Origin of the sequence: Candidatus Devosia phytovorans, assembly GCA_029202405.1 — a bacterium.
Classification (GTDB): domain Bacteria; phylum Pseudomonadota; class Alphaproteobacteria; order Rhizobiales; family Devosiaceae; genus Devosia; species Devosia phytovorans.
This window is the reverse complement of sequence record CP119312.1, coordinates 2,228,360-2,254,604: the sequence shown is the minus strand read 5'-3', so window position 1 is coordinate 2,254,604 and position 26,245 is coordinate 2,228,360. Positions and strand designations below refer to the sequence as shown.

Here is a 26,245-nt window from a genome sequence, read left to right as displayed (position 1 = left end):
CAGCGAATGTCCTGGCTGGCGATCGCGCCACCCTCCACCACCCACATGCGCGTGTTCCCTCATGCGGCCAAACGCGCATGTGGCAATGCGTCCGCTCCACAATCGCGTGTTTTGGTGGTTTTTCGGCGCGCGTACTTTATAGATGTTCCAAACTTGCCGCTCGTCGGCGTCAAGCGCTCAGGACCCATGCTTTTCTGGTTCATTGCCTCAGCCATCACCGCCATCGCCTGTGCTGCACTTTTTCACGCAGCGCGCCGCGGCACGGACAATGCGACCGCGCCCGAATTGGACGATGCCAACAGCCATTTTCGCCTCGTGCTGGCGGGAATCGATGCTGACCTTGCGGCCGGCAAGCTGGCGGGTGCCGAAGCGCAGGCGGCCCGGGGCGAGCTGGCGCGCGAAATTCTGCGTGCCAAAGCCGAGGCCAACAAGACCCAGCCCAGCGGCACCATGGGCAATGGCATGCTTCTCGCAGGCATCGGCGGCATCGCCGCACTGACCCTTAGCGTCTATATGGTCCTTGGCAGCCCCGACCTGCCGGCTGTGCCCCTGGCCGGTCGCGAAGAGGTTGTCGCGCAATCCATCGATCTCGACGTGGCCATCGAGCGCATCGAAAGCCAGCTCACGCAAAATCCCGACGACCTGCGCGGCTGGACGGTGATCGCCCCCGCCTATATGCAGCTCGGCCGCTTCGCCGACGCCGCCAATGCCTATCGCCGGGTCATCGAACTCGGCGGCCCGACAGCCGACCTGCAGACGCGCCTCGCCGAAACCCTGCTGATGGCTGCGGACGGGCAGGGCTCGGATGAAGCCATGGATCTGCTGCGCGCTGCCGCCGCCGCCGAGCCCGCACACGTGCTGTCGCGGCTCTATATCGCTGCCGAACTGACGCGCATGGAAGACTATCCCGCAGCCAAAATGGCATGGGAGGAGGCGCTGGCGCTCTCGACCGATGGCAGCGAACCTTGGGTCGCCTCGGCCCAGCAAGGCCTGGCGGTGGCCGAAAATGGCGGTGTGGTCGAAGCTGGCGATGCGCAGGCCGATGCGGTCGCCGGCATGGTCAGCGGGCTCGCGGCCCGGCTCGAGGCCGATGGCGGCACGATCGAGGAATGGACGCGACTGGTGCGCTCCTACATCGTGCTGAACGATCTGACCGCTGCACAAACTGCCTATGACAATGCCGTTGCGGCCTATCCCCAGGCCTTCGATCGCGGCGATCTCGATACGCTGGCGCTGGCCGCCGGCCTTACGCTGAATGGAGGCACGCCATGACCGTGCAAATGGCGGTTCGCAAAAAGGGCTGGTCGCGCAAGCAGAAGCGCTTGGGCATTATCGCCGGCCTTGGCCTGGTGCTGGCGCTGGCGACGACGCTGGTGCTGATCGCCCTGCGCGACCAGATCGTTTTCTTCTATTCGCCCAGCGATGTCATTGCCCGCGAGGTTGCGGCCGGCACGCCGATCCGCCTCGGGGGACTCGTCGCCGACGGCTCCTGGGTCCGCACGGGCCAGGAGAACGACTTCGCCATTACCGACGGGGCAGAAACCGTGGCTGCCCATTACACCGGCATTCTGCCCGACCTGTTCCGCGAGGGGCAGGGCGTGGTGGCCGAGGGCGCCATGCAGGAAGACGGCACGTTCAAGGCCACCAATGTGCTGGCCAAGCATGACGAGAATTACATTCCCAAGGAAGTCGTCGACGCGCTGAAGGCCAGCGGCGAATGGCGGCCGGAGACCGCGCAGTGAGCATCGAACTCGGTCACTTCGCCCTCATTCTCGCCTTTGCCATTGCAACGATCTCGACCATCGGCGGCTATGCCTATTGGCGCAGCGGCGCGCGTATCGCCCAGGCATTGAGCCAGGGGGCCGTACTGCAATTCGTGCTGGTGGCCGCCGCTTTCGCCGCGCTGATCCAGGCCTTCGTCACCTCCGACTTCAGCCTCCTGCTGGCGGTTAACAATTCCCATTCCCTCAAACCGCTGATCTTCAAGATCTCCGGCGTCTGGGGCAATCACGAGGGCTCGCTGGTCCTCTGGATTTTCATCCTGGTTTCCTTCGGCGCCATGGTCGCCGCCTTCGGCCGTCGCTTGCCCGATGACCTGATGGCGCTGGTGCTGACCACCCAGAGCATGCTGACTGCCGCCTTCACCGGCTTCACGCTCTTTACCTCCAATCCCTTCGCTCGCGTGCTTAATCCGCCACTTGAGGGCAATGACCTCAATCCGGTGTTGCAGGATATCGGCCTCGCCATCCATCCGCCGCTGCTTTACGCCGGCTATGTCGGCTTTTCGATCTGCTTCTCCTTTGCCATCGCCGCGCTGATTTCCGGCCGCATCGACCAGGCCTGGGCCCGTTGGGTACGCCCCTGGACCATGCTGAGCTGGACTTTCCTCACCCTGGGCATCGCCATGGGTTCCTACTGGGCCTATTACGAGCTTGGCTGGGGCGGCTGGTGGTTCTGGGACCCGGTAGAAAATGCCAGCTTCATGCCCTGGCTGGCCGGGACGGCTCTGCTGCATTCGGCGCTGGTGATGGAAAAGCGCAATGCGCTGAAAATCTGGACGATCTTTTTGTCCATCATCACCTTCTCGCTGTCGCTGCTCGGCACCTTCCTCGTCCGCTCCGGCATCCTGACCTCGGTGCATACCTTTGCCGCCGACCCGACCCGCGGCATGGTCATCCTCGCCATTCTGGCCGTATTGATCGGCGGCGCCTTCGTGCTCTTTGCCATCCGCTCGCCATCGCTGCGCCAGGGCGGGCTGTTTGCCCCGATCAGCCGCGAGGGCGGGTTGATCCTCAACAACCTGTTCCTCTCGACGGCCGTTGGCGCGGTGCTCGTCGGCACGCTCTATCCGCTGCTCCTCGACGCCCTGACCGGCACCGCCATTTCGGTCGGCGCGCCTTTCTTCGATCTGACCTTCGGGGCGCTGATGGCGCCGCTCCTGCTGGTGCTGCCCTTTGGGCCGCTGCTCGCCTGGAAGCGCGCCGATGTCATGGCCGCATCGCAGCGCCTGATCGGCGCGGCGGCGCTGGCCATCTTTGCCACCATCCTGATTTCGGCGCTGGGCGGCATTTCGATCTCGCTGGCCCCTCTCGGCCTGCTGCTCGGTTTCTGGGTCGCCTTCGGCGCCGTGGCCGAACTGGTCGACCGCAGCAAGATCGGCCGCATTCCGTTCGGCGAAAGCATGCGCCGCCTCGTCGGCCTGCCGCGCTCTGCCTGGTCGACGGCGCTTGGCCATTTCGGCATCGGCGTCACCGTGCTCGGCATTGTCGCCGTGACCGCCTGGGAGACCGAACTGGTCACCACGCTCAATCCTGGCGAAACGGCGCAGCTCTCCGGCTATACGATTGCCTTTGACGACTTCAAGCAGGAGCAGGGCCCCAATTACATGGGCGAAGAGGGACATTTCATCGTCACCGCCCCCGGTGGCGAAACCCGCGACCTGATGGCCGAGCGCCGCATCTATGTCGCCAGCGGCATGCCCACCACCGAGGCGGCCATCACCACCTACGGCTTCTCCCAGCTCTATCTCCAGCTCGGTGAACCGCTCAGCGATACCCACGTCGTGCGCATCTGGTTCAAGCCCTATATCACCCTGATCTGGATCGGCTGCCTGTTCATGGCCGCCGCCGGCGTGGTTTCGTTGACCGATCGCAAGGTGCGCATCGGCGCGCCGCAACGTGCCGCGAAGCCTGTCGCGAGTCCCGCCGAATGATGTGGCTCCGCGTACTGCTATTGGCCCTTTGCCTCGCGACGCCGGTGCTGGCGGTCAGCCCGGACGAAGTCCTCCCCGATCCCGTGCTCGAACAGCGCGCCCGCGACATCTCGGCGGGCCTGCGGTGCCTCGTCTGCCAGAACCAGTCGATCGACGACAGCGATGCCGACCTCGCCAGGGATCTGCGCCTTCTGGTGCGCGAGCGGCTGGTGGCGGGTGACAGCGACGAAGCCGTGCGGCAATTCCTCGTCGATCGCTACGGCGAATTCGTCCTGCTCAACCCGCGGGTCAACAACCATACGATCCTGCTCTGGATCGCTGCGCCCGCACTCTTGTTGGTCGGGCTAGGCACACTGGTGGCGCTGGGGCGGAAGAAGCGGATTGCTGCGGGTGGATTGACCGCCGAAGAGCAGTCGGCGCTGGACGAGCTGAAGTAGCTGTGGCGTTGTCCACCTAATCAACCCCAACCACGGTGTCATCCCGGCCTTGAGCCGGGACCCATCCTGAGATTTTTGGTCTACCGCAAGGTCGTCGACATGACCACCTCGCGGCTGTGGCTCCATCTCGGGATGGGCCCCGGCTCAAGGCCGGGGTGACACCGAGTGTTTGGGTCATCCTGCGTCCAGATAACGCCCCAATCCCGCCACCAACATTGCCAAGGTTTAATGTTGGCGCAACTTCTCCGAAAGGCGCGGCATTCCATATCTAGGCCCATAAGCTGTTGAGGGCTTGCCCAAGGAGATTGTCTACATGCGCTCGTCCATTCTCAAGCGTACCAGCCGCTGGCTCGGGGCATCCGCCCTGGCGCTGCTGGTCGGTATCGGCGGTGTCTCGACCGCTTTCGTCATGACCGGCCAGGCGGCCAATGCGCAGGTGCAGAACGTTGCGCAGATCACCGTGCCCGAGGCAGCGCAGCCCCATGCCGGCTTTGCCGACCTCGTCGAGGCGGTCAAGCCTGCAGTGGTCTCGATCCTGGTCGAGGCCGAAGAGGCGCCCCAGCAGGGCGGTCCGCGCGGCCGCGACTTCGATTTCAACTTCCCCGACCTGCCGGAAGGCCATCCCTTCAAGGACTTCTTCAACCAGTTTGGCGGCCCTGGTGGCCCCGGCAATCGTCCCGACCAGCCACAGGCCCCGCGCCACTTCATGGCCGCCGGTTCGGGCTTCGTGATCTCGGCTGACGGCTATATCGTCACCAATAACCACGTCGTCGAAAACGCCACCAAGGTGACGGTTGTCTTTGAAGACGGCACCGAAAAGGTCGCCGAAATCGTCGGCACCGACGAGCGCACCGATCTGGCCGTGGTCAAGATCGAAGGCGAGGACCTTCCCTTTGTCGGCTTCGAGAACGATGCCAGCCGCGTTGGTGACTGGGTCGTTGCCGTGGGCAATCCCTTTGGCCTTGGCGGCACCGTGACCGTCGGCGTCATCTCTGGTCAGGGTCGCAATATCGGCGGTTCCAACTATGGCGATTTCCTGCAGATCGACGCTGCCGTCAACACCGGCAATTCGGGCGGCCCGGCCTTCAACACCCAGGGTGAAGTGGTCGGCGTCAACACCGCCATCTATTCGCCCAATGGCGGCAATGTCGGCATCGCTTTCGCCATCCCCGCTGCCACCGTCAAGGGCATTGTCAACCAGCTGATCGACTCGGGCACCGTTACGCGCGGCTACCTCGGCGTCGGCATCCAGGACGTCAACCGCGACATCGCCGACGGCGTTGGCCTTGCCAGTGCCAAGGGCGCCATCGTCAGCAATGTGGCTGAAGATGGCCCTGCCGGCCCGGCCGGCATCAAGTCCGGCGACATCATCACCGCCGTCGATGGCGATGCGATCGATGACGCCCTCGACCTCAGCCGCACCATCGCCGGCAAGTCACCCGACTCCTCGGTCGAGCTGACCATCTGGCGTGATGGCGCCGAGACCACGCTCTCGGTCCAGCTCGGTACGCTTAACGAAGAGGCTCTGGCCCAGGCCGACGAGCCTGCCGCTCCGACCCCGCCGGCAGCGCTTCCCAGCGAATCCAGCGTCGGTCTGACCCTGGTGCCGAACTCGGATGGCAATGGTGGCCTGCTGATCCAGGACGTCGATCCTGAATCCGCTGCCGCCCAGAAGGGCCTGACGGTTGGCGATGCCATCCTCGAGGTCAACAATGCGCCGGTCAATTCGCTGGACGAATTCGAAGCGGCGCTTGACGCGGTCAAGGCTCAGGGTCGCAATACCGCCCTGGTCAAGGCCAGCCGCGACGGCAATGACACGTTTATCGGCCTGCCGCTGGGCGACAACTAAACAGACCGGCCCCGGGCTTCATGCCCGGGGCCATTACCTTCCTGCCAAAGCCTTGGGGGCTCCGGTGAAAATCCTGCTGATCGAAGACGACCGCGAAGCCGCCAGCTACCTGATCCAGGCGCTCGATGAGGCCGGCCACATCACCCACCACGCCGCCGATGGCGAAACCGGCTATGCCATGGCCTCGGGCATGGATTATGACGTGCTGATCGTCGATCGCATGCTGCCCCGCCGCGACGGCCTGTCCATCGTCGAGAGCCTGCGGGCCGAAGGCGATAAAACCCCCGTTCTCATTCTTTCGGCGCTCGGCGAAGTCGACGACCGCGTGACCGGCCTGCGCGCCGGCGGCGACGACTATCTCACCAAGCCCTATGCCTTCACCGAGCTTCTGGCCCGCGTCGAAGTGCTCGCCCGCCGTTCCAGCCCATCAGAAGCCGCCACCGCCTATGAAGTGGCAGGCCTCAGTCTTGACCGGCTCTCCCGCAAGGTCGAGCGCGATGGCGAGACCATCCTGCTGCAGCCGCGCGAATTCCGCCTGCTCGAATATCTGATGAAGAATGCCGGCAAGGTGGTGACCCGCACCATGCTGCTCGAAAATGTCTGGGACTATCACTTCGACCCCCAGACCAATGTCATCGACGTGCATATGTCGCGCCTGCGCTCAAAGATCGACAAGGGCCACGCCAGCCCGCTGCTGCATACCGTGCGCGGCGCCGGCTACATGATCCGCGAGTAATCCGTGAACCGGTTCCTGCAACTCTGGCGGACCTCGACGGTCAGGCTGACGGCGACGTTCATCCTGATCTTTTCGCTGTTCGCCATCCTGCTGCTGGCCTTCATCACCTGGCAGTCCTCGGTGCAGATCCAGCGTCAGCAGGCCGATGCCATCGACCGCGAGGTCCGTGTCTTCCAGCGCATCGACGCCAACCAGGGCATTCGCGCCCTGGCCTTCGCCCTGCAGCGCGTCGCCACGGCGCCGGGGCCGGGCGTCTATTATCTCGGGGATGCCAGTGGCCAGTATCTGCTCGGCAATGTCACCGACGTGCCGGCCAACGTGCTGATCGAGCCGGGCATCTATAGTTTCGACTACGAACGCGCCAATCCCTTCATCGACCCGCCGCCTGACGCTCCAGACTCGCCCCATGGTGTGGCACCGCCCGCCAAGACCGGCTTTGCCGTGGTCCGCTCGGTGGAATTGAGCAATGGCATGCGGCTGGTCGTTGGGCGTGATGTCGTGGAACGCCGTGGTTTTTCCGCCATCATCGTGCAGAGCTTCCTGTTCGGCGTGCTGGGCATCATCCTCTTTTCGCTGATTGCCGGCGGCCTCACCGCCCAGCGCGTGCTCAAGCGCATCGACACCATCCGCGATACCTCCACCAAGATCATGTCGGGCAATCTCAGCGAGCGCGTGCCGGTCACCCGGCGCAATGATGAATTCGACGGTCTGGCTACCAATCTCAACGCCATGCTCGACCGCATCGAGCAACTGTTGCAGGGGCTCAAGGAAGTCACCGACAATGTCGCCCATGACCTCAAGACGCCGCTGACCCGCCTGCGCAACCAGGCCGAAACCGCCCTGCGCGACGGTGCCAGCGACGAAACCCGCCAGCGCGCGCTGGAGACCACCATTGCCGAAAGCGACCGCCTTATCCAGACCTTCAATGCCCTTCTGATGATCGCCCGCGCCGAAGCCGGCGCCCCCTCCGGCGCCCTGGCCGATGTCGACGTCAGCGCCGTGGTCGCCGATGTCGCCGAACTCTATGGCCCCGTGGCCGAGGACGAGGGCATTCTGGTCGAGACCTCCATCGCCGAGGACGTGCATCTCCACGCCAATCGCGAACTGATCGGCCAGGCCATGGTCAACCTGCTCGAAAACGCGGTGAAATATGCCAAGCCTCAAGGGGAAGGGCAGGGGCGCATCACCGTCGGCCTGCGCCGCGATAAGGACCGGGTGTTGATCGAAGTTGCCGACAACGGCCCCGGCATCCCGGTAGAAGACCGCCAGCGCGTGCTGCAACGCTTCGTGCGGCTTGAAAAAAGCCGCTCCGAGCCCGGCTCGGGGCTTGGCCTGTCGCTGGTCAACGCCGTGGCGAGCCTCCATGGCGGCAGTCTCCGCATCGAGGACAATATGCCGGGAGTGCGGGCTGTGGTGGATCTGCCAGACAGGAAGGATACCCCCACCTAACCTCCCCCTGAAAAGGGGGAGGGACAGATCGGAGCTTTCTCAGATCGTGCCACATCCACGGGGCGGTCCCTCCCCCTATCAGGGGGAGGATAGGTGGGGGTACTCGGATGTCGCCCCACCCGCCTTGCCGCGCGGGATCGGCCAAGCTATGCCTGAATTATGACCTTCCTGCTCAATGCCCTGCCGTCCGCCGACACGCCGCGCTTTGATGCCTGGCTTGCCGACCTGTCTGCCGATCAGCGGGAGGCGCTGCAGGCTGCGACGCCCACCCTCGGCCCGCTGCTCGAATCCGCGCCCTATCTGCTCGACCTTGCGCAGGCCAATGCCCAATGGCTGATCACCACCCTGGCCGATAGCGCCGATGGTGCCTTCACCGATATCATCGACGTCGTCGACACCCTCGGCAAGACCGCCGCCAGCGAGGAGGCGCTCGCCCCTGTCCTGCGCATTGCCAAGGGCCGCACGGCGCTCTTGGCGGCGCTGGCCGAAACCGGCGGCGCCTGGACCACGGCGCAATCGACGGCGGCGCTCTCCGATCTTGCCGATGCCGCGCTCGATGCGGCGCTGAACCTGCTGATGCGCCAGGCTGCCGAGAAGGGCCAGCTCGCCATCCCCGCCAATGAGGCAACTGCCGCCAATTCCGGCCTCGCCATCTTCGCCCTCGGCAAGCATGGCGGGCAGGAGCTCAACTATTCCTCCGACATCGACATCGTCGCCTTCTACGATCTCGAAAAGCAGGTGCTGGCCGACCCCTCTGAAGCCACGAAAATCTACTCCCGCATGGTGCAGAAGCTCGTCGGCCTGATGGAAGACCGCCAGGCCCATGGCTATGTCTTCCGCACCGACCTGCGCCTGCGCCCCGATCCCGGCTCGACCCCGGTCGCCATCTCGTTCGAAGCCGCGCTCGCCTATTACGAAAGCCGCGGCCAGAACTGGGAGCGCGCCGCCTGGATCAAGGCGCGGCCCTGCGCCGGCGACAAGCGCGTCGGCGAGGCTTTCCTCAAGGAGCTTGCCCCCTATGTCTGGCGCAAGCATCTCGACTTCGCCACCATCGCCGATATCCAGGCGATGAAGCGTCAGATCAACATTGCCAAGAATGTCGGTGACATTCGCGTCGAGGGCCACAACGTCAAGCTCGGCCGCGGCGGCATCCGCGAGATCGAATTCTTCACCCAGACCCAGCAGCTCATCGCCGGCGGCCGCGACAAGACACTTCGGGTGAAACCCACGGCGCATGCTCTGGCGGCGCTGGCCGATGCGAACTGGATTACCCCCAGAGCCGCGACCGAGCTAACGCAGACCTACTGGTTCCTGCGCGCCGTCGAAAACCGCCTGCAGATGCTGCGCGACGAGCAGACCCATGTCATGCCCGCTTCGGCGGATGAAGTGGCCATCATCGGCCGGCTGATGGGCTTGGACGACCTGCGCGAATTCGAGCGCGACTATCGCGCAGCACTGGAACGCGTCGTCACCTATTATTCCGAACTCTTCACCGAGGGCGAAACCCTGGGCTCGGGCGAGGGCAATCTGGTCTTCACCGGCAATGACGACGATCCCGAAACGGTGGAAACCCTCTCTGCCATGGGCTTTGCCAATCCCTCCAGGGCCATCGAAACGGTGCGCAGATGGCACTATGGCTCTTACCCGGCCACCCGCGCCTCCGCCGCCCGGGCCCATCTGACCGAACTCCTGCCGGCCCTGCTCAATACGCTCAGCACCGCCGGTAATGCCGACGAGGCGCTGGCCAAATTCGACAATTTTTTGTCCCGTCTCCCCACCGGCGTGCAGCTTTTCGCCCTGCTGCGCAGCCATGCCAACCTGCGCACCCTGCTGGTCCAGCTGATGGCCTCGGCGCCGCGCATGTCGGAAGCGGTCATCCATCGCGCCCATGTCATGGACGGGCTGATCGATCCGGCCTTTGCCAATGACGTCACCCATCGCGACGTGCTGATCGCCAAGGTCGACGCCTTTCTTGCCGAAAGCCGCTCCTATGAGGAGATCATCGACCGCGCCCGCATCATTGGCCAGGAACAGAAATTCCTCATCGCTGCCGGCCTGCTTTCCGGCACCGTCAGCGCCACCGGGGCAGGGGAACAGTTCACCGCCCTCGCCGAAACCCTGGTCAATCGCCTTTTCGACAGCGTCCGCATGGAATTCCAGCGCCGCCACGGCAGATTGCCCGGCGGCAAGGTGGCGCTGCTTGCCTTCGGCAAGATGGCCAGCCGCGAAATGACGGTCACTTCCGACCTCGATTTCATCCTGCTCTACGACGCGCCGGATGAAGAGTCGGATGGCGAAAAGCCCCTCAGCACCAGCCATTACTATACCCGCCTTACCCAGCGCCTCGTCGCGGCGGTGACCTCGCCCACCGCCGAGGGCGTGCTCTACGAGGCCGATATGCGCCTGCGGCCCTCGGGCAATGCCGGCCCGCTGGCGACAAGTCTCTCCGGCTTCCGCGCCTATCACCGCGACGACGCCTGGACCTGGGAACACCTGGCGCTGAGCCGCGCCCGCGTCATCATGGCCGACGGCGCTTTCGGCGACACGGTCGCCGCCGCCGTGGCCGAAGTGATGGTCCGCCCGCGCGAGGCCGGCAAGATTGTTGAGGATGTCCTCTCCATGCGGGCGCTGATGGCAAAAGAACGCCCGGCGCGCCACCCCTTCGATCTCAAGCTCGCCGAGGGGGGGCTGGTCGATCTCGAATTCATCGCCCAGTCGGCCCAACTGCTCGCTGGCCAGACCGTCGCCCGCCCGCAGGCCTCGACGGCCCGCGTCCTGACCCGGCTTGATGAAGTGGGCCTCGTTCCCCAGGGCACGCGCCTCGCCGAAATCCACGAGCTGTATTCCACGGTGCTGCAGGTGATGAGCTCGGCCCTAGTCAGCCCGTTCAAGGCCGAAGCCTGGACAGAGGCCTTCAAGGAATTGTTGGCGGGGCTAACGCATTATCCGAGCTTTGAGCTGCTGGAGCTGGACCTGCGCAAGATGCGCGATGAGGTAAGCGCGGCGGCGGCACAATGGTATGAAAAGGCGCGGGGGCTTTAGCATCCTGCCACGCCCTCGTGGTTCGAGGCTCGCAAGAGCTCGCACCTCACCATGAGGGCTACTTGTGGGCTGTTGCTACACCGCGTTCCCAGTAACCCTCATGGTGAGGTGCTTTGCGTAGCAAAGCCTCGAACCACGAGGGTGTGGCACTATTCCTGTCCAGCCTTCCGCGGTGGCACCGGCGTGCCCCTCTGTTCCAGCGCCCGCTTCACGCTATCGGGAATCTCCCGGCAGCCGCACTGTTCGGCATGTTCGATATGCCATTCCACGCGCTGCTCGAGATTGGCATTCCTGGGCATGCGATGGGACTCGTGCCAATCGCGGTTGATCATTCTGCTGCCTGCGCTCCGGACATGCCGGCCAAGGGGAGGGAGATGGCAACAGTGGTGCCCAGGCTCGGCGTCGAGTCAATCACGAGGTTTCCGCCGCTGAGCTCGGCAATGGTGCGGGCAATTGAAATCCCCAGGCCCGGCCCTACGCCCTGGCGGGTAAAGGTGGCATCACCCAGGGCGAATGGCTGGGAGAGGGAGGAGAGCTTGTCTTCGCTCATCCCCAGGCCCGTGTCGGTGATCTCGATGACCACGCCATCGCGCGCCGCATAGGCCGCCAGGGTCACCTGCCCACCCTGCGACGTGAAGCGCAGGGCATTTTCGACAATATTGCAGACCATGCGGGAAAGCCCGAGCTGGTCGCCCTGAACGATCGCCTCGCTGGTTTCCCCGAGGACGAACAGCACGCCCGCCCGGTTGGCTTGGCCCTTGAAGCGCTGCACCACGCCATCGAGCACGCCATCGAGATCGATCAGGTCATTGCGCAGTGCCTTCTGCCCGCCTTCGAGTTCGGCCAGGTCGAGAATGGTGGCAAAGCTCTGTAGCAGGTGCTCGCCCGAGGCCTTGATCGACTGCACATAGTCCTCGTAGCGCTCGTCGCCGAGCGGCCCATAGGTCTTGTGGCGCATCAGGTCGGCAAAGCCGATGATGTGGTTGAGCGGCGTGCGCACGTCATGGCTGAGATGGGCGAGGAAATTGGTCTTGGAGCGGCTGGCCGCTTCGGCCTTGAGCTTTTCCTCGTGATAGCGGCGGGCGAGCAGGCGCTGTTCCTGGCGGATGGCATGCAGCATGGTATCGGTGCGCTTGGCTTCGGTCACATCGCTCACCAGCGTCATGAAGGCGCCCTGGCCGAGCGGGCGCTCGTCGATCAGAAGGCACGAGCCGTCTTCGCGATGCAGCTCGAGGATGCGGCTGCCGTCATCGTCATTGAGCAGCTTCACATAGCCGCCCATGCTCAGTTTCTTGACTGCTTCCTGATAGGTGGTCTTTCCGCTGCCCAGGTTCAGCCGTTCGCGATATTGCTCGTTGCAGACGATCAGCTTGCCGCTTTTCGTCCAGCAGGCGACGCCGAGCGGAATGGCGGCCGCCAGTGTCGAATAGCTGTCGCGCTGCATGGCATCGGGCATGTCGTCGCGGCGCTTGCGCGAGGCCAGCAGCACCGCCAGCCCCACCAGCGCAAAGGCGGCGGCGGCCCGCTGCGTCACGGCGCCCCAGACGTTTTGCTGCTGCGTTTCCATCGCCAGCACGCCATGCGGCTGCGCCGGCACGATCATGCCCGCCATGATGGAGGAGGACGGCACGGCAGCAGCACTGACAAGGCTCGCCCGGCCGATGGCGATATAGCGCCGATTGGTCAGCCCGATTTCGCCCAGGGCATCGGCCGTCGACATGTCGGAAATATCGGCGGCAAGTGCCGAGCCGATGATCGCCAGCTCGCGTCGCGCATCGCCAAAGCTGCGCGCCGTATCGAAAATCACGAAGGCCAAGGCAGCGACGAGGCCCGTGACCAGCACGGCATGGGCGATGGGGGTCAGGTTGAATTGCGGCAGGGAGAGCCCGAATGACCGGGCCTTGCTGGCGGTTCGCTGCTCAACTGCCTTGCCCTTGCCAGTGCCGAATCCGGCTACGCTGGCGCCGGATGCCTCCGCCGTCCGCATGCAATTCTCCCGGTGTGAAAAGCGGGTATGTCCGACCCGTGATTTGCCCTTAACAAACAATGAATCACGCGGACTCCGCTGTCCATACCCCCGATCCGGCTCTCGCCGACGTGATCGGAAATAGACGAGTCGATAGAGTCACTTAGCGAGCGAAAAAAATTGTTCCACAAAATCGGCTAAGCCGTTGAATCGAAACGCCGGACTTGGGAAATTTCCCAATCCCGACGCGGGGTTGCATTGTGGACTACGTAGGCTCTTGATCCGAGTTTTCCACGCACTCGATGTCAGCCCGGCTCAAGGCCGGGGTGACACTGTGGGTGGGGCGACTCCGGCGATATCTACCCCGCCAGCGTCCGCGTCAGGATGTCCGCCGTATTGCGGCTGAGGCTCTTGCCCTGCAGGCCCGTCAGCGCGGCTTTTGCCGCCTCTCGCCGACCCGCATCCAGCATCGGCCAAATGCGGAAGCCGGTGAGGACGCGCGCCGCCACCTGCGGGTTGACCTTGTCGACATCGGCCACGAATTCGGCGACGAAGCGGAAGCCCGCGCCATCGGCCCGGGTGAACTGGGTGACATTGCCCATGGCAAAGCTGCCCACCAGCGCGCGCAGCCGGTTCGGATTTGTCCTGGGGAAGCTCGGATCGGCGAGGATCGCCTTCATGTCGTCGATCACCCCGTCGCGCGGCTGCGCCGCGGTCACCGCCAGCCACTTGTCCAGTACCAGCGGATCGGCGCCATAGCGGCTGCGGAAGTCGGCGAGCAGGGCAGGGGCAAAGCTCGTGCCGGCAAAGGTGCTGGAGCCCAGCGCCGCCATCCGGTCGGTCATGTTGCGCGCGTCGTCATACTGCGCCTTGGCCAGCTCTGTCGCCCCCGCTGCGCCGCTGCCGACCAAGAGGCCCAGCGCGCGATTGCGCAGGGCGCGTCGCCCGGTGCTCGCCGCATCGGGCGAATAGGGCGCGTCGCTGGCGAGGCGCTCATAGGTCGCCTTGAGTGGATCGGCCAGCGGCAGGAACAACGCTTTCAGCAGATCATGCCACACCCGGTCGATCGCATCGGGATCGACATCCCGCCCGATCTCGCGGCCGATCAGCTGCTCATCCGGCAGCGACAGGGCCAGCGCCTTGAAGGCATCGTCGAGACTGTCGCTGGCCAGCGTGTCGCCCATGGCCTGGCTCAGCGCCGCAACGGCCTCCTGGGTCCAGGGCGTGCCCTTGACCGCATTGACCGCCAGCGCCATGCCGACATTCTGCAGCGCCTGCCAGCGGTTGAACGGATCACTGTCGTGCCGGGCGAGGAACAGCTGGTCGTCTTGACTGGCCTTGCTCTCCAGGATGACCGGCGCCGAAAAACCGCGCAGCAGCGACGGCACGGGGCGGTTGGCAATGCCGGTGAAGGTGACCTCGGCGCTCTCGCTGTTGAGCACGATCATCTCGTCGCGCACTTCGGCGCCCGAAACGCCGCTCCAGCCCATCGGACTGCCATTGGGGCCGAGCAGGCCGAACTTGATCGGCAGCACGCGCGCCGCCTTGCTCGGCTGGTTCGGCGTCGGCGCCGTCTCCTGCCTGAACTTCAGCGTATAGGTCTGCTTTTGAACATCGTAGACTTCGTCGACGCTCAGCCGCGGCGTGCCGGCTTCGAGATACCAGATCTTGAACTGGTCGAGGTCCATGCCATTGGCATCGGCAAAGCTGGCGAGGAACGCTTCGATCGTCGTCGCCTCACCGTCATGGCGTTCGAAATAGAGGTCCATACCCCCACGGAAGCCGGCTTCGCCCAGAAGCGTCGCCAGCATGCGCACGATTTCGGCGCCCTTCTCGTAGACCGTGGTCGTGTAGAAGTTGTTGATCTCGCGATACTGGTCGGGGCGTGGCGGGTGGGCCAGCGGGCCGCCGTCTTCCGGAAATTGCGCCGAGCGCAGCCCCACCACGTCGGAAATGCGTTTCACCGCTCGCGAGCGTTCGTCGCTGGTGAATTCCTGGTCGCGATAGACCGTCAGCCCTTCCTTGAGGCAGAGCTGGAACCAGTCGCGGCAGGTGATGCGATTGCCGGTCCAGTTGTGGAAATATTCATGCGCAATGACCCGCTCGATGCCGTCGTAATTGCCATCGGTCGCGGTCTCGGGCTGGGCAAAGACCAAGCGATCGTTGAAGATATTGAGGCCCTTGTTCTCCATCGCGCCGAAGTTGAAATCGCTGACGGCCACGATGTTGAAAATGTCGAGGTCATATTCGCGGCCAAAGCGCCGCTCGTCCCAGGCCATCGAGCGCTTGAGACTGTCCATGGCCCACAGGCACTGGTCTTCCTTGCCATGCGTGCAATAGATCGCCAGCGCCACCTTGCGACCCGATGCCGTGGTGAAGTTGTCGCTGATCGAGCCGAGGTCGCCCGCGACCAGCGCAAACAGATACGCCGGCTTGGGGAAGGGGTCCTCCCACACGGCATAATGCAGTCCGTCGCCGGCATCGCCCTTGTCGATGAGATTGCCATTGGCCAGCAGCACCGGCGCTTCACTCAGCAGCGCCGTCATCCGCACCTTGAACACGGCCAGATTATCCGGCCGGTCGAGATAATAGGTGATGCGGCGAAAACCTTCAGGCTCGCATTGCGTGCACCAGGTGCCGCCCGAGCGATAAAGACCCATCAGCTTGGTATTGTTCTCTGGCTGCAGCGTCACCTCGGTTTCGAGAATGAACTTGCGCAGCGGCGGCTCGTAGACGGTCAGCCCGTCATCATCGGCCGCATAGTCCGACAGCATCAGCGGCGCGCCATCGATGGCAATTGAACCCAGCACCAGCCCGTCGCCATCCAGCACCAGCGGCGTGCCCGGTGCCGTGCCCTCGCGCGGCTCGACGGTCAGCTGTGCCCGCACCCGCGTGTTCTCGCTGAGGATCCGGAAGTCCAGGTCCACAGACGTGATTCGATAGGGGCTGGGGGCATAGTCCTTGAGATAGATGGTGTGCTCGGTCTCGGTGCGCATGAACTGATCCGTCAAAATCGTCGGTCTGAAATTGTCTGTGGCCCTGCCGCAACAGCAGTTTTGCCGCATTCGTGTAACCTAACGGGGCTACACCCGTTTCGGTCCCTCTTCTACGCCAAATTGACTGGCCTTGGGGAGAGGCATAAGTACAGGTCGCGACGCTGCTCCTCTGCGCCAATCTGGGCGTATCGAGCGCGAATTCCACATTCTCCGGTCGGCATCGCCTCGGCCCGGACGTCTTGCTCCCGGGAGGATCGGGCAGGACGTGTCGGCGCGATCCACCGCTCAACTGTCTGGTGACTGCAATGCTGCGTTGGTTTGAACGACGTCTCGACGCCTATCCTGCTGGGGAACCCACCCAGCCACCAAAGGGCCTCTGGGCCTTTTGCCTGCACTATTCGCACGGCGCCAAGAAGTGGCTGGCCCTGATGGCCTTCGCCGCCGCAGCCGTCGCCATCGGCGAAATCATCATCTTCGGCTTCATCGGCGACGTGGTGAACTGGCTGGCCGGCGCCAATCCCGAGACCTTCCTTGCGACCGACGGCTGGAAGCTGGCGCTGATGGGCGCCATGATCGTCTTTGTCCTGCCCGCTTTCGCCCTGGTCTCGACGCTGACCATGCATCAGACGCTGCTCGGCAATTTCCCCCAGCGCATTCGCTGGATGAGCCATCGCTACCTGATCCGCCAGTCGATGAGCTACTTCCAGGACGAGTTCGCCGGCCGCATCGGCGCCAAGCTGATGCAGACCTCGCTCGCCGTCCGCGAAGTGGTGATGAAGCTGCTCGACATGCTGGTCTATGTGGTCGTCTATTTCACGGGCGCCGTGGTGCTGGCCGCCGCGGCCGACTGGCGCCTGGCCATTCCCTTCCTGCTCTGGCTCGTCGCCTATGTCTCGATGATGTTTTACTTCATCCCGCGCATGGGCAAGATTTCCCAGGCGCAGGCCGATGCCCGCTCGATGATGACCGGCCGCATCGTCGACAGCTATACCAATATCGCCACCGTCAAGCTGTTCAGCCATTCCAACCGCGAAGAGACCTATGCCAAGGAGGCCATGGATGGCTTCCTCGACACAGTTTACCGCCAGATGCGGCTCTTTACCGTGCTCAACATGCTGGTGCTCTGGTCCAATGCCTTGCTGCTGGCCTCGGTCGGCGCCATGGGCATCTGGCTGTGGATGCAGGGCGTCATGAGCCCCGGCGCGCTGGCCGTCTCGCTTGGCCTAGTCATGCGCTTCCAGGGCATGAGCCAATGGGTCATGTGGGAAATGTCGGCCCTGTTCGAGAATATCGGCACGGTCAAGGACGGCATTTCCTCCTTCTCGCTGCCGCGCGTCGTCTCCGATGCCAGCGACGCCAAGCCGATCGGCAAGGTGGCGGGCGATATCAAATTCGACAAGGTCTCATTCCACTACGGCAAGAATTCCGGCGTCATCGACGACCTCAACCTCCACATCAAGCCGGGCGAAAAGATCGGCCTCGTCGGCCGGTCCGGCGCGGGCAAGTCGACCCTGGTCAACCTGCTGCTGCGCTTCTACGACCGTGCCGACGGCCGCGTGCTGATCGACGGGCATGACATCGCCCATGTGACGCAGGATAGCCTGCGCGCCAATATCGGCGTCGTCACCCAGGACACCTCGCTCCTCCATCGCTCGGTGCGCGACAACATTATCTATGGCCGCCCCGATGCGACCGAAGAGATGATGCGCGAAGCCGCCGATCTCGCTGAAGCCTCCGCCTTCATCGAGGGGCTCTCCGACCTGCAGGGCCGCAAGGGTTTCGATGCCCATGTCGGCGAACGCGGCGTAAAACTGTCCGGCGGCCAGCGCCAGCGCATCGCCATCGCCCGCGTGCTGCTCAAGAACGCGCCGATCCTGGTGCTGGACGAAGCCACCTCCGCGCTCGATTCCGAGGTCGAAGCCGCCATCCAGAGCCAGCTGCAGCTTTTGATGAAGGGCAAGACGGTCATCGCCATCGCCCACCGGCTCTCCACCATCGCCATGATGGATCGGCTCGTCGTGCTCGATAAGGGCCGTGTCCTCGAAACCGGCACCCATGCCGAACTCGTCGACACCGGCGGCATTTACAGCCAGCTCTGGCACCGCCAGTCCGGCGGCTTCATCGATGCCGACCAGACGGAAGAGGCGGCGCAGTAGCTTCGGCTTTGCACTGACCTGTCCGCACCCACGGTGCTTAACCCTCTCCCCTTGAGGGAGAAGGTGGCTCGGCGCAGCCGCACCGAATTCGCGAAAGCGAATTTCGGTTGGGATGAGGGGTCCTGCGCTATCCGACTATCTCTGGGCATGGGATAGCGCAGCACCCCTCACCCTGCTTTTCTGCTGAACGCAGAAAAGCTGTCCCTCTCCCTCAAGGGGAGAGGGTAGAGCTCCGCTGCCCTAACTCGCCGCCCCGAACATGCGGCTGCGGTGGAATTCCCATGTGCTGCGATCGCTCGAAAGCTGCTCCAGCATCTCGGCCTCGCTGACCGGACGGCCAAACAGATATCCCTGCATCACCGTGCCGCCCAGGCCCAGCAGGGCATCGAGCTGTTCCTCGGTCTCGATCCCCTCGAAGACGCAGGAAATCCCCAGGTTCCGGCACAGGTCGATCGTGGTCTTGATGATCGCCCGGCTGGTCGGATCCGCCGTCACCTCGTTGACGAAACTGCGGTCCACCTTGATCCGGTCGAGCGGCAACTTCTGCACATGGGTAAGGCTCGAATGGCCGGTGCCGAAATCGTCGAGCGCGATGCGCGACCCCAGCGCCAGCAGTTGCAGCAGCGCGTCATGGGCCTGTTCGAGATCGCGCAGGATGGCGGTTTCGGTAATCTCGAAGTCGATGCGGCAGGGTGTGCCGTGCCGCTGCACCAGCTTGACCATGGCGTCGATCGTCGTTGCCGAGGCCAGGTCATTGGCCGAAAGATTGACCGACAGCCGCAGCGACCGCGGCAGCTTGGCCGAGACCGCCAGCGCCTGGCGCAACACCGCCAGCGTGATCTTGCCGATCACCCCGATCCGCTCGGCCATGGGGATGAATTCGGCGGGCGACACCAGGCCCAGCACCGGGCTCTTCCAGCGCGCCAGCACTTCATAGCCTGTGGCCCGGTTCAGGGCGATGTCGAACTGCGGCTGGAACATCACCTCGATTTCGCTCTCGAAATCGCAGGTATGCAGCGCATGCTCCATCTTGCGCACCCGGCCGAGGTCGGCGGCATGCTGGTCGGTAAAGACCACCGCCTTGCCGCGCAGCTCGCGCTTGGCCAGCCAGGTGACGTAGTCGGCGCGGTCATAAAGCGTATAGGCCGTATCGCCCGGCCGCGACGCGGCAAAACCGGCCGAAGCCGTCAGATGCACAATGCCCAGCGGCGTCTCGAAGCTTGGCCGCATCGCCGCGGTCAGCACATCGCCACAGGCCTGCATCGCCGCTTCGCTGGTCATCTCCAGCATGATCAGTGCGAAATTGTCATTGTCGAGCCGCGCCACCAGCGTCGAGGGGCGGCGCAGCGCATTGATGCGGCGCGCCACGTCTTCCAGCACCCGGTCGCCGGCAATCTTGCCAAAGATGTCATTGACCGACTTGAAGCTGTCGAGGTCGAGCCGGGCCACCGCGATCTGCCGGCCTTCGGCCTGGGCCTGTTCCAGCGCCAGCGACAATTGACGGTCGAAAGCGCGTCGGTTGGCAAGGCCCGTCATCGGGTCCACATTGGCCAGCCGGTAGTTGTCATCCGACAGGCGCTGCGTTTCCTTCTGCTTGCGCTCGAGGTCGAAGCGCGACGCCACCAGCGCGCTGAAATCGCGATAATTGCCAAACAGCAGCCACATCAGCGCCACCACGACCACGACGAAATTGAAGGCCAGCGCGGCAAACACCGCATTGCCACCCGTGGCGAACACCGCAGCAAAGGGTAGCATGACGCTCAGCGCCACGATGATCGCCGCGCCGCGCAGATGCATCAGGCAGAACATGCAGCAGATGCTGGTCATCGCCATGTAGAAGGCGACATGGGACTGCTGAAACGCATCGCCATAGGGGAAGAGGCTCAGCGCCCAGGTCGAAAAGCCGATGCCAAGCGCACCCGACACCCGCGTCGTGCTGCGCAGCATGTGGCGTGCCGAGACATGATCGATGGGCTTGCCCTGCACGCGCCACCACATGGCGATACGGGCGATGCTGGCCAGTGACAACAGGCCGGGAACATAGAAGCGTAAAAGCTCCGGCGCATTCCTGTGCGTGGCCGCCAGCACCAGCGAATTGATGAGCAATATCCCATACATCAGCGGCACTTGCCGGCTGAAGGCGCGCGCCTGTGCATGCACCAGATCGGGATCGTCCGGCACAGTAAATACCCGTAGAATAGTCTTCAGACGCGTCATGCCTTCTGGCTCCAGAGCCAGAAAATAGGGGTTAAATCCCTAATAGACCGCAAAATTGCATGGGTGCTCCTGCATCAATTGCCGCGCCGGTCACTATAGCAACGATGCAAAAATTCCGAACTCTGGTCGCTATGCCATTGGAACGCCCCGATGTTCCGGCTAGAAGGTCAATGCAATCGATTGCGCCAGCAATCCGCGCATTATCGCCAAATACAGTCGGGCACCCTCGCAAAGTGCCTTGAGGAGACGACTATGGCCATGCCAGCCACCTATTCCGCCCTCGATCTGACGGGCCAGTTCAACCTGTCATCCCCCACCAGCGAGATCCGCACAGCCATTGCCCTGCCGGGCGATGTGCATCACGCGCTGCTCGAGGCCGATCTCATTGCCGATCCATATTTCGGCGAAAACGAGAAAAAGGTCATGTGGGTCAACGAGACGGCCTGGTCCGTCGAGCGCAGATTCACCGCCAGCGCCGCCGATGTTGACGGCTACCTGACCCTGACTCTCAGCGAGGTCGATTGCATTGCCACGATCCTGCTCAATGGCGAGGTGGTGGCGAAAACCCAGAACAGCTTCCTGCGCAACGATATCGACGTCACCGGCAAGGTGCACGAGGGCGACAACACCCTGCGCATTGAATTCGACATCGCGCCCGACGTCGCCAAGGCGCGCGCCGAGGCCCATCCGTTCCCGATTCCCTTCACCAAGAACTACCAGACCAATGGTCTGGCCGGCGTGCACATGAACTTTATCCGCAAGGCGGCCTGCCATGCCGGCTGGGACTGGGGCATCTGCCTCATGCCCATCGGCGTCTACGGCACCATGAGCCTGCGCAAGTCACGTCTGGCCCGCCAGGAGAGCGTTCAGGTCGATCAGGCCCATGGCGAGAAGTCGGTCGAACTCTCGATAAAGACTCGCCTTTTCGCCTTTGCTCACGGTGAGGTTGAACTGAGCCACACGATAGACGGTCAGGTTATCAGTGATAAGGTCTCGCTGCAGAAGGGCGAGAATGTCTTCACCCACACTGTCACCATCCACAATCCGAACCTCTGGTGGCCGGCCGGGCAGGGCGCCCAGCCGCTCTACGAGCTGGTGACCGACCTCGAAGGCGAAAAGACCACCCGCCAGCTCGGCCTCAGGCAGCTCGAATGGATCGTCGAGCCGGACGAGATCGACCACAGCTTCAAATGCCGCATCAACGGCCGCGACATCACCATGATGGGCGCCAACTGGATCCCCGCCGACGCCATCCCCTCCCGCATCACCCCAACGGTCATCCGCGACCTGCTCGAAAGCGCCAAGGCGGCGAACATGAACATGCTGCGCATCTGGGGTGGCGGGCAGTATGAGCCCGATTATTTCTACGAGCTCTGCGACGAGCTCGGCATTCTGATCTGGCACGACTTCATGTTCGCATGCATGAGCTACCCGTCCGACCGGCCCTTCCTCGAAAACGTCCGCCAGGAAATCACTCAGCAGGTCCGACGTCTCAGCCACCACGCCTGCATCGCGCTATGGTGCGGCGACAACGAGGTCATCGGCTCGCTCAGCTGGTATCCCGAAACCAAGGCCGATCCGGGCCGCTATATCGCCAATTACGACCGCCTCAATTCCATGCTCGGCAATATCGTCGAGGATGAAGATCCCATCCGACGCTTCTGGCCCTCGTCACCCTCGCTCGGCTACATGGACTTCTCCGACGGCTGGCATTCCGACACCCGCGGCGACCTGCACTATTGGGACGTCTGGCACTCCGCAAAGAGCTTTGAGGCCTATCGCTCGGTCAATCCGCGCTTTGCCTCCGAATTCGGCTTCCAGAGCTTCACCTCTATGAATGTCATCGAGAGTTTCGCCGAGGAAAAGGATCGCAATCCGTCCTCCCCGGTCATGGAAAATCACCAGCGCAATGCCGGCGGCAATGCCCGCATCCTCGAAACCATGACGCGCTATTTCCGTTTCCCGCGCGATTTCGACCAGATGGTCTTCCTCAGCCAGATCCAGCAGGGCCTCGCCATCAAGACCGCCATCGAATACTGGCGCTCCACCAAGCCGCGCTGCATGGGCACGCTCTATTGGCAGATCAACGACATCTGGCCGGTCGCCTCCTGGTCGAGCCTCGACTACGGCGGCCAGTGGAAGCTGCTGCAATATATGGCCAAGCGCTTCTTCCTGCCGGTCAATGTCGTCGCCGTGCCACACCACGAGGACATCGCCACCAATTCGCGCGGCACTCCGGTCGAAAACGCCCCGCCCACCGCGATCCGCCTGCGCGGCATCAACGACACCGGCCGCCCGGTCAGCATTTTCCTCGAAGTGCTGGCGGTAAAGGTCGGCGGCGGCACGCGAACGGTCTTTACCGGCAATAGCGCCATTGGCCCCGACGGCGCCGTGACGCTGGCCGAACTGCCTTTCGCCGACCTTGGCGAAGACGAGTTCCTCTTCTTCTCCTGGCGCGACGCCAAGGGCAGGCTGCTTGGAGAAAACGACTATGTCCCGAAACCCTACAAGGCCTATGAACTGGTCCAGCCCAAGGTGCGAGCTGCCTGGTCAGATGTCGATGGTCAACTCGTCCTGACCCTCACCAGCGACCAGCCGGCGCTCTTTGTCACCGCCACGGTCGATATTCCGGGCTATTTCTCCGACAATGCCGTGACGCTTCTGCCCGGTCGCCAGACCGAGCTGACCTTCACTCCACGCCATGGTGCCACCCCGTCGCCGGCCGAACTGGTACGCTCGCTCAAGGTCCGCAACCTGTCGGAAACTTTCTGATCCCAGCGGACGAAAACCACCGCCCCTGCGGTTGACAGGGGCGGTGCCGCTCGGGCTCATGGGAAGAGGTCGCACACTGGCGGCCAGACGGACTGATCATGACCACCGCCCCGCTCGAGCGCCGCCTTCTGGGCATCGGCCTCGCCATTGCCGCCTATTTCCTTTTCGTTTGCCTCGACAGCTCCGCCAAATGGCTCGGCCTCGTCGGCATTCCCGCCTTCCAGGTCATTTTCGTCCGCTATGCCGTCCATTTCGGCCTGGCCGCCGCCATCAACCTGCCGAGCAAGGGGCTCTCCCTGCTGCGCACCAAAAGCCCGAAGCTCGAATTTCTCCGCGCCCTGGCGCTGCTCGGCTCTACCCTCTGCAATTTCACCGCCGTGCGCTACCTCCCGCTGACCGTCACCGGCGCCATCGGCTTTACCATTCCCCTGATCATCACCGCGCTGTCGGTCTTCTTCCTGCGCGAAGTGGTCGGTTGGCGCCGCTGGACGGCCATCGCCATCGGTTTCATCGGCGTGCTGATCATCGTCCGTCCCGGCACCGAAGTCTTTCACCCGGCGACCCTGCTGTCGCTGGGCGGCGCCACCTCCTACGCCTGCTACGCCATGCTGACCCGGCGCCTCGCCGGCGTCGACTCCGCCGGCACCCAGCAATTCTATGGCGCCGCGCTTCCCACGCTGGTCCTAGCGCCCCTGGCTTTGGCGAACTGGGTCTGGCCGAGCACGCCGGCCGACTGGCTGGTGCTGTCGCTCATCGGCATCATTGGCTTCACCGGCCACCAGTTCATCACCGTAGCGCACAATTTTGCACCCGCCTCGGCCCTGGCGCCCTTCTCCTACGCGCAGATCCTGTTCTTCGCCCTCTCCAGCTGGCTCATCTTCCAGCAGCCCCCCGACCTCTGGTTCTTCCTCGGCGCCCCCGTAGTCATGGCCAGCGGCCTCTACATCTGGCTCCGAGAACGGGCCCTGCACAAGCAGACCACGGCAGTGGAGGTCGCAGAGGGCTAGAAGCCAGTCAGCAGCACGTCGATGGCGTCCATGATGTCATCGTGATATTCGGCGATCGATCCGAGACGGTGCGTGAGTATTCTGATGGACACCGAAGCCATCTGCTGTGGCAACAGCACATACGATCCGCCGTCAAATTGCAGGATCGGGTTTAGCCGCCGCGTACGTCGCGCCGTATTCTGCAGTGGTTCCAGTGGAACGACGAGGCGGCTGACGATGTCGGATAAATAGTTGGTTTGGACATCTACCACCAGGCCATCACCCAGTCGAAAGACATCGTACCGCGCCATCAGAACAACCGATACTTCTCAAGCGGGAGCCCATGCTCTTCGACATGGCGATTATAGTCCGCGATCGCCTCTTTGCTGTCCTCCAGCCAGACTTTGCGCATTTCAACGACTTCCGCTTCCGACATGCTCGCCTTTGCGTCGCGGAACGCTTTCGACGGCAGGTCGAGAATTCTCAAATAGTCGTCGCGCGTTAGGCGGGGCGTTTTGGGCAGAGCATTGGCCATCGCAGCCTCCTGTTCTCCGCCATCATAATCCCCGCCCGTCACCCCATCAACTCTTCGGGTTCTCCGTCACTTCCTTGATCGGCGCTTTCTTTTCCGCGCTGCCCTGGGTGATCAGCCGGGCGCTGCGCTGGCCGCTGAGATAGATCCACAGCCAGCTCATCGCCACCGACAGGCGGTTCTTGATGTCGATCAGGAAATAGATATGGGCAATGCCCCACACCCACCAGGCGAGCCCGCCCTTGAGTTGCAGCCAGCCAAAGTCAATCACCGCCGCACGCTTGCCGATGGTCGCCAGGTCCCCCGCGTGATTGTAGTGAAATGGGCTAGGCGTAACGTCACCCTCAAGACGTTTCACCAGAAGTCGTGCAGCATGCTTGCCCGCCTGCTTGGCCGCATCGCCAACCCCAGGCACCGGCTTGCCATCGGCCTTGTTGATCGTCGCCGTATCGCCGACCACGAAAATCTCGGGATGCTCGGGCACCGTCAGGTCTGGCAGAACCTTCACGCGCCCGGCCCGGTCAGCCTCGACACCCAGCCATTCTGCCGCCGGCGACGCCTGCACCCCCGCCGCCCAGATGACACATTCGGCATCGAGCCGCGTCTCGCCATAGACCAGCCCGTCCTTGTCGATCGTCGTCACCGGCTGCCCGAGGATCACCTCGACCCCCAGTCCCTTGAGGGCACCAAGACTATAGTCCGACAGTTCCGGCCGGAAATTGCCCAAAACCTTGTTGGCTGCTTCCACCAGCACGACCCGCGCCGCTGCCGGGTCCGAATGGCGGAATTCGCCTTTGAGCGTGACCCGCGCCAGCTCGCTGATCGCCCCTGCAAGCTCGACGCCCGTCGGGCCGGCACCGATGATGACAAAGGTCAGCAGCGCCCGGCGCTTGACCGGATCGGGCTCGCGCTCCGCCGCCTCGAAGGCCAGCAGCAGCTTGCGGCGGATCGTCGTCGCATCCTCCAGCGTCTTGAGGCCTGGGGCGAATTGTTCCCATTCGTCATGTCCGAAATAGGCATGCCGCGCGCCGGTCGCGAGGATCAGGCTGTCATAGGGAACGCGGCTATCGTTCTCCAGCAAGACGCTTTTACTGTCGACATCGACGCCCGCCACGGTCGCCAGCAGCGTCGTGACGTCATCGCGTTTGCGCAGGATATGGCGGATCGGCCAGGCGATTTCCGACGGGCTTAGCGAAGCGGTCGCGACCTGATAGAGCAGGGGCTGGAACAGGTGGTGGTTGCGCCGATCGATCAGCGTCACCTCGACCTCTGCGCCGGACAGCGCCTGCGCTGCCGCCAGGCCACCAAAACCACTGCCGACGATAACCACGCGATGCCGTGCCATGCCGTCTCCTAACGCCGCTACGCTATATGCAAGGGCCTTCGAGGTACATC

Annotated in this window: 18 protein-coding genes; 11 read left to right on the top strand and 7 right to left on the bottom strand. The window is 63.7% G+C overall.

Annotated elements, in window-relative coordinates:
• The first annotated feature begins 186 nt into the window (after nt 1-186).
• The 8 genes from ccmI (at nt 187) to P0Y65_11095 (ending at nt 11,225) form a co-directional block, all read left to right on the top strand.
• Nucleotides 187-1,272, top strand: a complete 1,086-nt coding sequence (gene ccmI, locus P0Y65_11130; GenBank protein WEK02761.1) for a c-type cytochrome biogenesis protein CcmI — start codon at nt 187-189, stop codon at nt 1,270-1,272.
• A complete protein-coding gene (gene ccmE, locus P0Y65_11125; GenBank protein WEK02760.1) occupies nt 1,269-1,742 on the top strand; it encodes a cytochrome c maturation protein CcmE in 474 nt (157 codons plus the stop codon). Before ccmI ends, ccmE begins: the two co-directional genes overlap by 4 nt.
• Nucleotides 1,739-3,712, top strand: a complete 1,974-nt coding sequence (locus P0Y65_11120; GenBank protein WEK02759.1) for a heme lyase CcmF/NrfE family subunit — start codon at nt 1,739-1,741, stop codon at nt 3,710-3,712. Before ccmE ends, P0Y65_11120 begins: the two co-directional genes overlap by 4 nt.
• Nucleotides 3,709-4,149 (top strand): cytochrome c-type biogenesis protein CcmH, encoded by a 441-nt coding sequence (locus P0Y65_11115; GenBank protein WEK02758.1) that lies wholly within the window; start codon nt 3,709-3,711, stop codon nt 4,147-4,149. Before P0Y65_11120 ends, P0Y65_11115 begins: the two co-directional genes overlap by 4 nt.
• A 313-nt stretch (nt 4,150-4,462) precedes the next feature.
• The gene (locus P0Y65_11110; protein WEK02757.1) at nt 4,463-5,998 is read left to right on the top strand and encodes a Do family serine endopeptidase; all 1,536 of its coding nucleotides are present in this window, start codon (nt 4,463-4,465) and stop codon (nt 5,996-5,998) included.
• Nucleotides 5,999-6,062: 64 nt separating this feature from the next.
• Nucleotides 6,063-6,734 (top strand): response regulator transcription factor, encoded by a 672-nt coding sequence (locus P0Y65_11105; GenBank protein ID WEK02756.1) that lies wholly within the window; start codon nt 6,063-6,065, stop codon nt 6,732-6,734.
• A 3-nt stretch (nt 6,735-6,737) separates the two neighbouring features.
• Nucleotides 6,738-8,183: a HAMP domain-containing sensor histidine kinase gene (locus tag P0Y65_11100; protein WEK02755.1), complete on the top strand. Its 1,446-nt coding sequence runs from the start codon at nt 6,738-6,740 to the stop codon at nt 8,181-8,183.
• A gap of 159 nt (nt 8,184-8,342) precedes the next feature.
• A complete protein-coding gene (locus P0Y65_11095; GenBank protein WEK02754.1) occupies nt 8,343-11,225 on the top strand; it encodes a bifunctional [glutamine synthetase] adenylyltransferase/[glutamine synthetase]-adenylyl-L-tyrosine phosphorylase in 2,883 nt (960 codons plus the stop codon).
• A gap of 149 nt (nt 11,226-11,374) precedes the next feature.
• Here the strand turns inward: P0Y65_11095 and P0Y65_11090 are convergent, their stop codons facing one another.
• From P0Y65_11090 to pepN, 3 genes are all read right to left on the bottom strand, one after another.
• Nucleotides 11,375-11,557 carry a hypothetical protein gene (locus P0Y65_11090; GenBank protein WEK02753.1) on the bottom strand — a complete coding sequence of 61 codons (183 nt, stop codon included), beginning with the start codon at nt 11,555-11,557 and terminating at the stop codon, nt 11,375-11,377.
• Nucleotides 11,554-13,212, bottom strand: coding sequence for an ATP-binding protein (locus tag P0Y65_11085; GenBank protein WEK02752.1), 1,659 nt, complete (start codon nt 13,210-13,212; stop codon nt 11,554-11,556). Before P0Y65_11085 ends, P0Y65_11090 begins: the two co-directional genes overlap by 4 nt.
• Before the next feature lie 338 nt (nt 13,213-13,550).
• Nucleotides 13,551-16,187 (bottom strand): aminopeptidase N, encoded by a 2,637-nt coding sequence (pepN, locus tag P0Y65_11080; protein ID WEK02751.1) that lies wholly within the window; start codon nt 16,185-16,187, stop codon nt 13,551-13,553.
• A 305-nt stretch (nt 16,188-16,492) separates the two neighbouring features.
• Between pepN and P0Y65_11075 the strand changes: the two genes are divergently transcribed.
• Nucleotides 16,493-18,343, top strand: coding sequence for an ABC transporter ATP-binding protein (locus tag P0Y65_11075; GenBank protein WEK02750.1), 1,851 nt, complete (start codon nt 16,493-16,495; stop codon nt 18,341-18,343).
• A gap of 240 nt (nt 18,344-18,583) precedes the next feature.
• On the opposite strand, the gene P0Y65_11070 is transcribed toward P0Y65_11075, so the two are convergent.
• Nucleotides 18,584-20,560, bottom strand: a complete 1,977-nt coding sequence (locus P0Y65_11070; protein WEK02749.1) for an EAL domain-containing protein — start codon at nt 20,558-20,560, stop codon at nt 18,584-18,586.
• A gap of 252 nt (nt 20,561-20,812) precedes the next feature.
• Between P0Y65_11070 and P0Y65_11065 the strand changes: the two genes are divergently transcribed.
• Complete coding sequence (locus P0Y65_11065; protein WEK02748.1) at nt 20,813-23,332, top strand: glycoside hydrolase family 2 protein; 2,520 nt, start codon at nt 20,813-20,815, stop codon at nt 23,330-23,332.
• 98 nt (nt 23,333-23,430) lie between these two features.
• Nucleotides 23,431-24,339 carry a DMT family transporter gene (locus P0Y65_11060; GenBank protein ID WEK02747.1) on the top strand — a complete coding sequence of 303 codons (909 nt, stop codon included), beginning with the start codon at nt 23,431-23,433 and terminating at the stop codon, nt 24,337-24,339.
• On the opposite strand, the gene P0Y65_11055 is transcribed toward P0Y65_11060, so the two are convergent.
• From P0Y65_11055 to P0Y65_11045, 3 genes are read right to left on the bottom strand one after another with little or no spacing between them, the layout of a single operon-like run.
• Nucleotides 24,336-24,629 carry a CcdB family protein gene (locus tag P0Y65_11055; GenBank protein ID WEK02746.1) on the bottom strand — a complete coding sequence of 98 codons (294 nt, stop codon included), beginning with the start codon at nt 24,627-24,629 and terminating at the stop codon, nt 24,336-24,338. The genes P0Y65_11060 and P0Y65_11055 overlap by 4 nt on opposite strands.
• Nucleotides 24,629-24,853, bottom strand: coding sequence for a type II toxin-antitoxin system CcdA family antitoxin (locus P0Y65_11050; GenBank protein WEK02745.1), 225 nt, complete (start codon nt 24,851-24,853; stop codon nt 24,629-24,631). The genes P0Y65_11055 and P0Y65_11050 overlap by 1 nt, the downstream gene beginning before the upstream one ends.
• A gap of 46 nt (nt 24,854-24,899) precedes the next feature.
• Nucleotides 24,900-26,195, bottom strand: a complete 1,296-nt coding sequence (locus P0Y65_11045) for an NAD(P)/FAD-dependent oxidoreductase (GenBank protein ID WEK02744.1) — start codon at nt 26,193-26,195, stop codon at nt 24,900-24,902.
• Nucleotides 26,196-26,245 lie beyond the last annotated feature (50 nt).

Bases quoted from the DNA above. Each gene is read 5' to 3' on its own strand.
- P0Y65_11065 (WEK02748.1), top strand. From the start codon at position 20,813: ATGGCCATGCCAGCCACCTATTCCGCCCTCGATCTGACGGGCCAGTTC.
- ccmI (WEK02761.1), top strand. From the start codon at position 187: ATGCTTTTCTGGTTCATTGCCTCAGCCATCACCGCCATCGCCTGTGCT.
- P0Y65_11115 (WEK02758.1), top strand. From the start codon at position 3,709: ATGATGTGGCTCCGCGTACTGCTATTGGCCCTTTGCCTCGCGACGCCG.
- P0Y65_11090 (WEK02753.1), bottom strand. From the start codon at position 11,557: ATGATCAACCGCGATTGGCACGAGTCCCATCGCATGCCCAGGAATGCC.
- P0Y65_11110 (WEK02757.1), top strand. From the start codon at position 4,463: ATGCGCTCGTCCATTCTCAAGCGTACCAGCCGCTGGCTCGGGGCATCC.
- P0Y65_11095 (WEK02754.1), top strand. From the start codon at position 8,343: ATGACCTTCCTGCTCAATGCCCTGCCGTCCGCCGACACGCCGCGCTTT.
- ccmE (WEK02760.1), top strand. From the start codon at position 1,269: ATGACCGTGCAAATGGCGGTTCGCAAAAAGGGCTGGTCGCGCAAGCAG.
- P0Y65_11070 (WEK02749.1), bottom strand. From the start codon at position 20,560: ATGACGCGTCTGAAGACTATTCTACGGGTATTTACTGTGCCGGACGAT.
- P0Y65_11050 (WEK02745.1), bottom strand. From the start codon at position 24,853: ATGGCCAATGCTCTGCCCAAAACGCCCCGCCTAACGCGCGACGACTAT.
- P0Y65_11085 (WEK02752.1), bottom strand. From the start codon at position 13,212: ATGCGGACGGCGGAGGCATCCGGCGCCAGCGTAGCCGGATTCGGCACT.
- P0Y65_11075 (WEK02750.1), top strand. From the start codon at position 16,493: ATGCTGCGTTGGTTTGAACGACGTCTCGACGCCTATCCTGCTGGGGAA.
- P0Y65_11055 (WEK02746.1), bottom strand. From the start codon at position 24,629: ATGGCGCGGTACGATGTCTTTCGACTGGGTGATGGCCTGGTGGTAGAT.
- P0Y65_11045 (WEK02744.1), bottom strand. From the start codon at position 26,195: ATGGCACGGCATCGCGTGGTTATCGTCGGCAGTGGTTTTGGTGGCCTG.
- pepN (WEK02751.1), bottom strand. From the start codon at position 16,187: ATGCGCACCGAGACCGAGCACACCATCTATCTCAAGGACTATGCCCCC.
- P0Y65_11060 (WEK02747.1), top strand. From the start codon at position 23,431: ATGACCACCGCCCCGCTCGAGCGCCGCCTTCTGGGCATCGGCCTCGCC.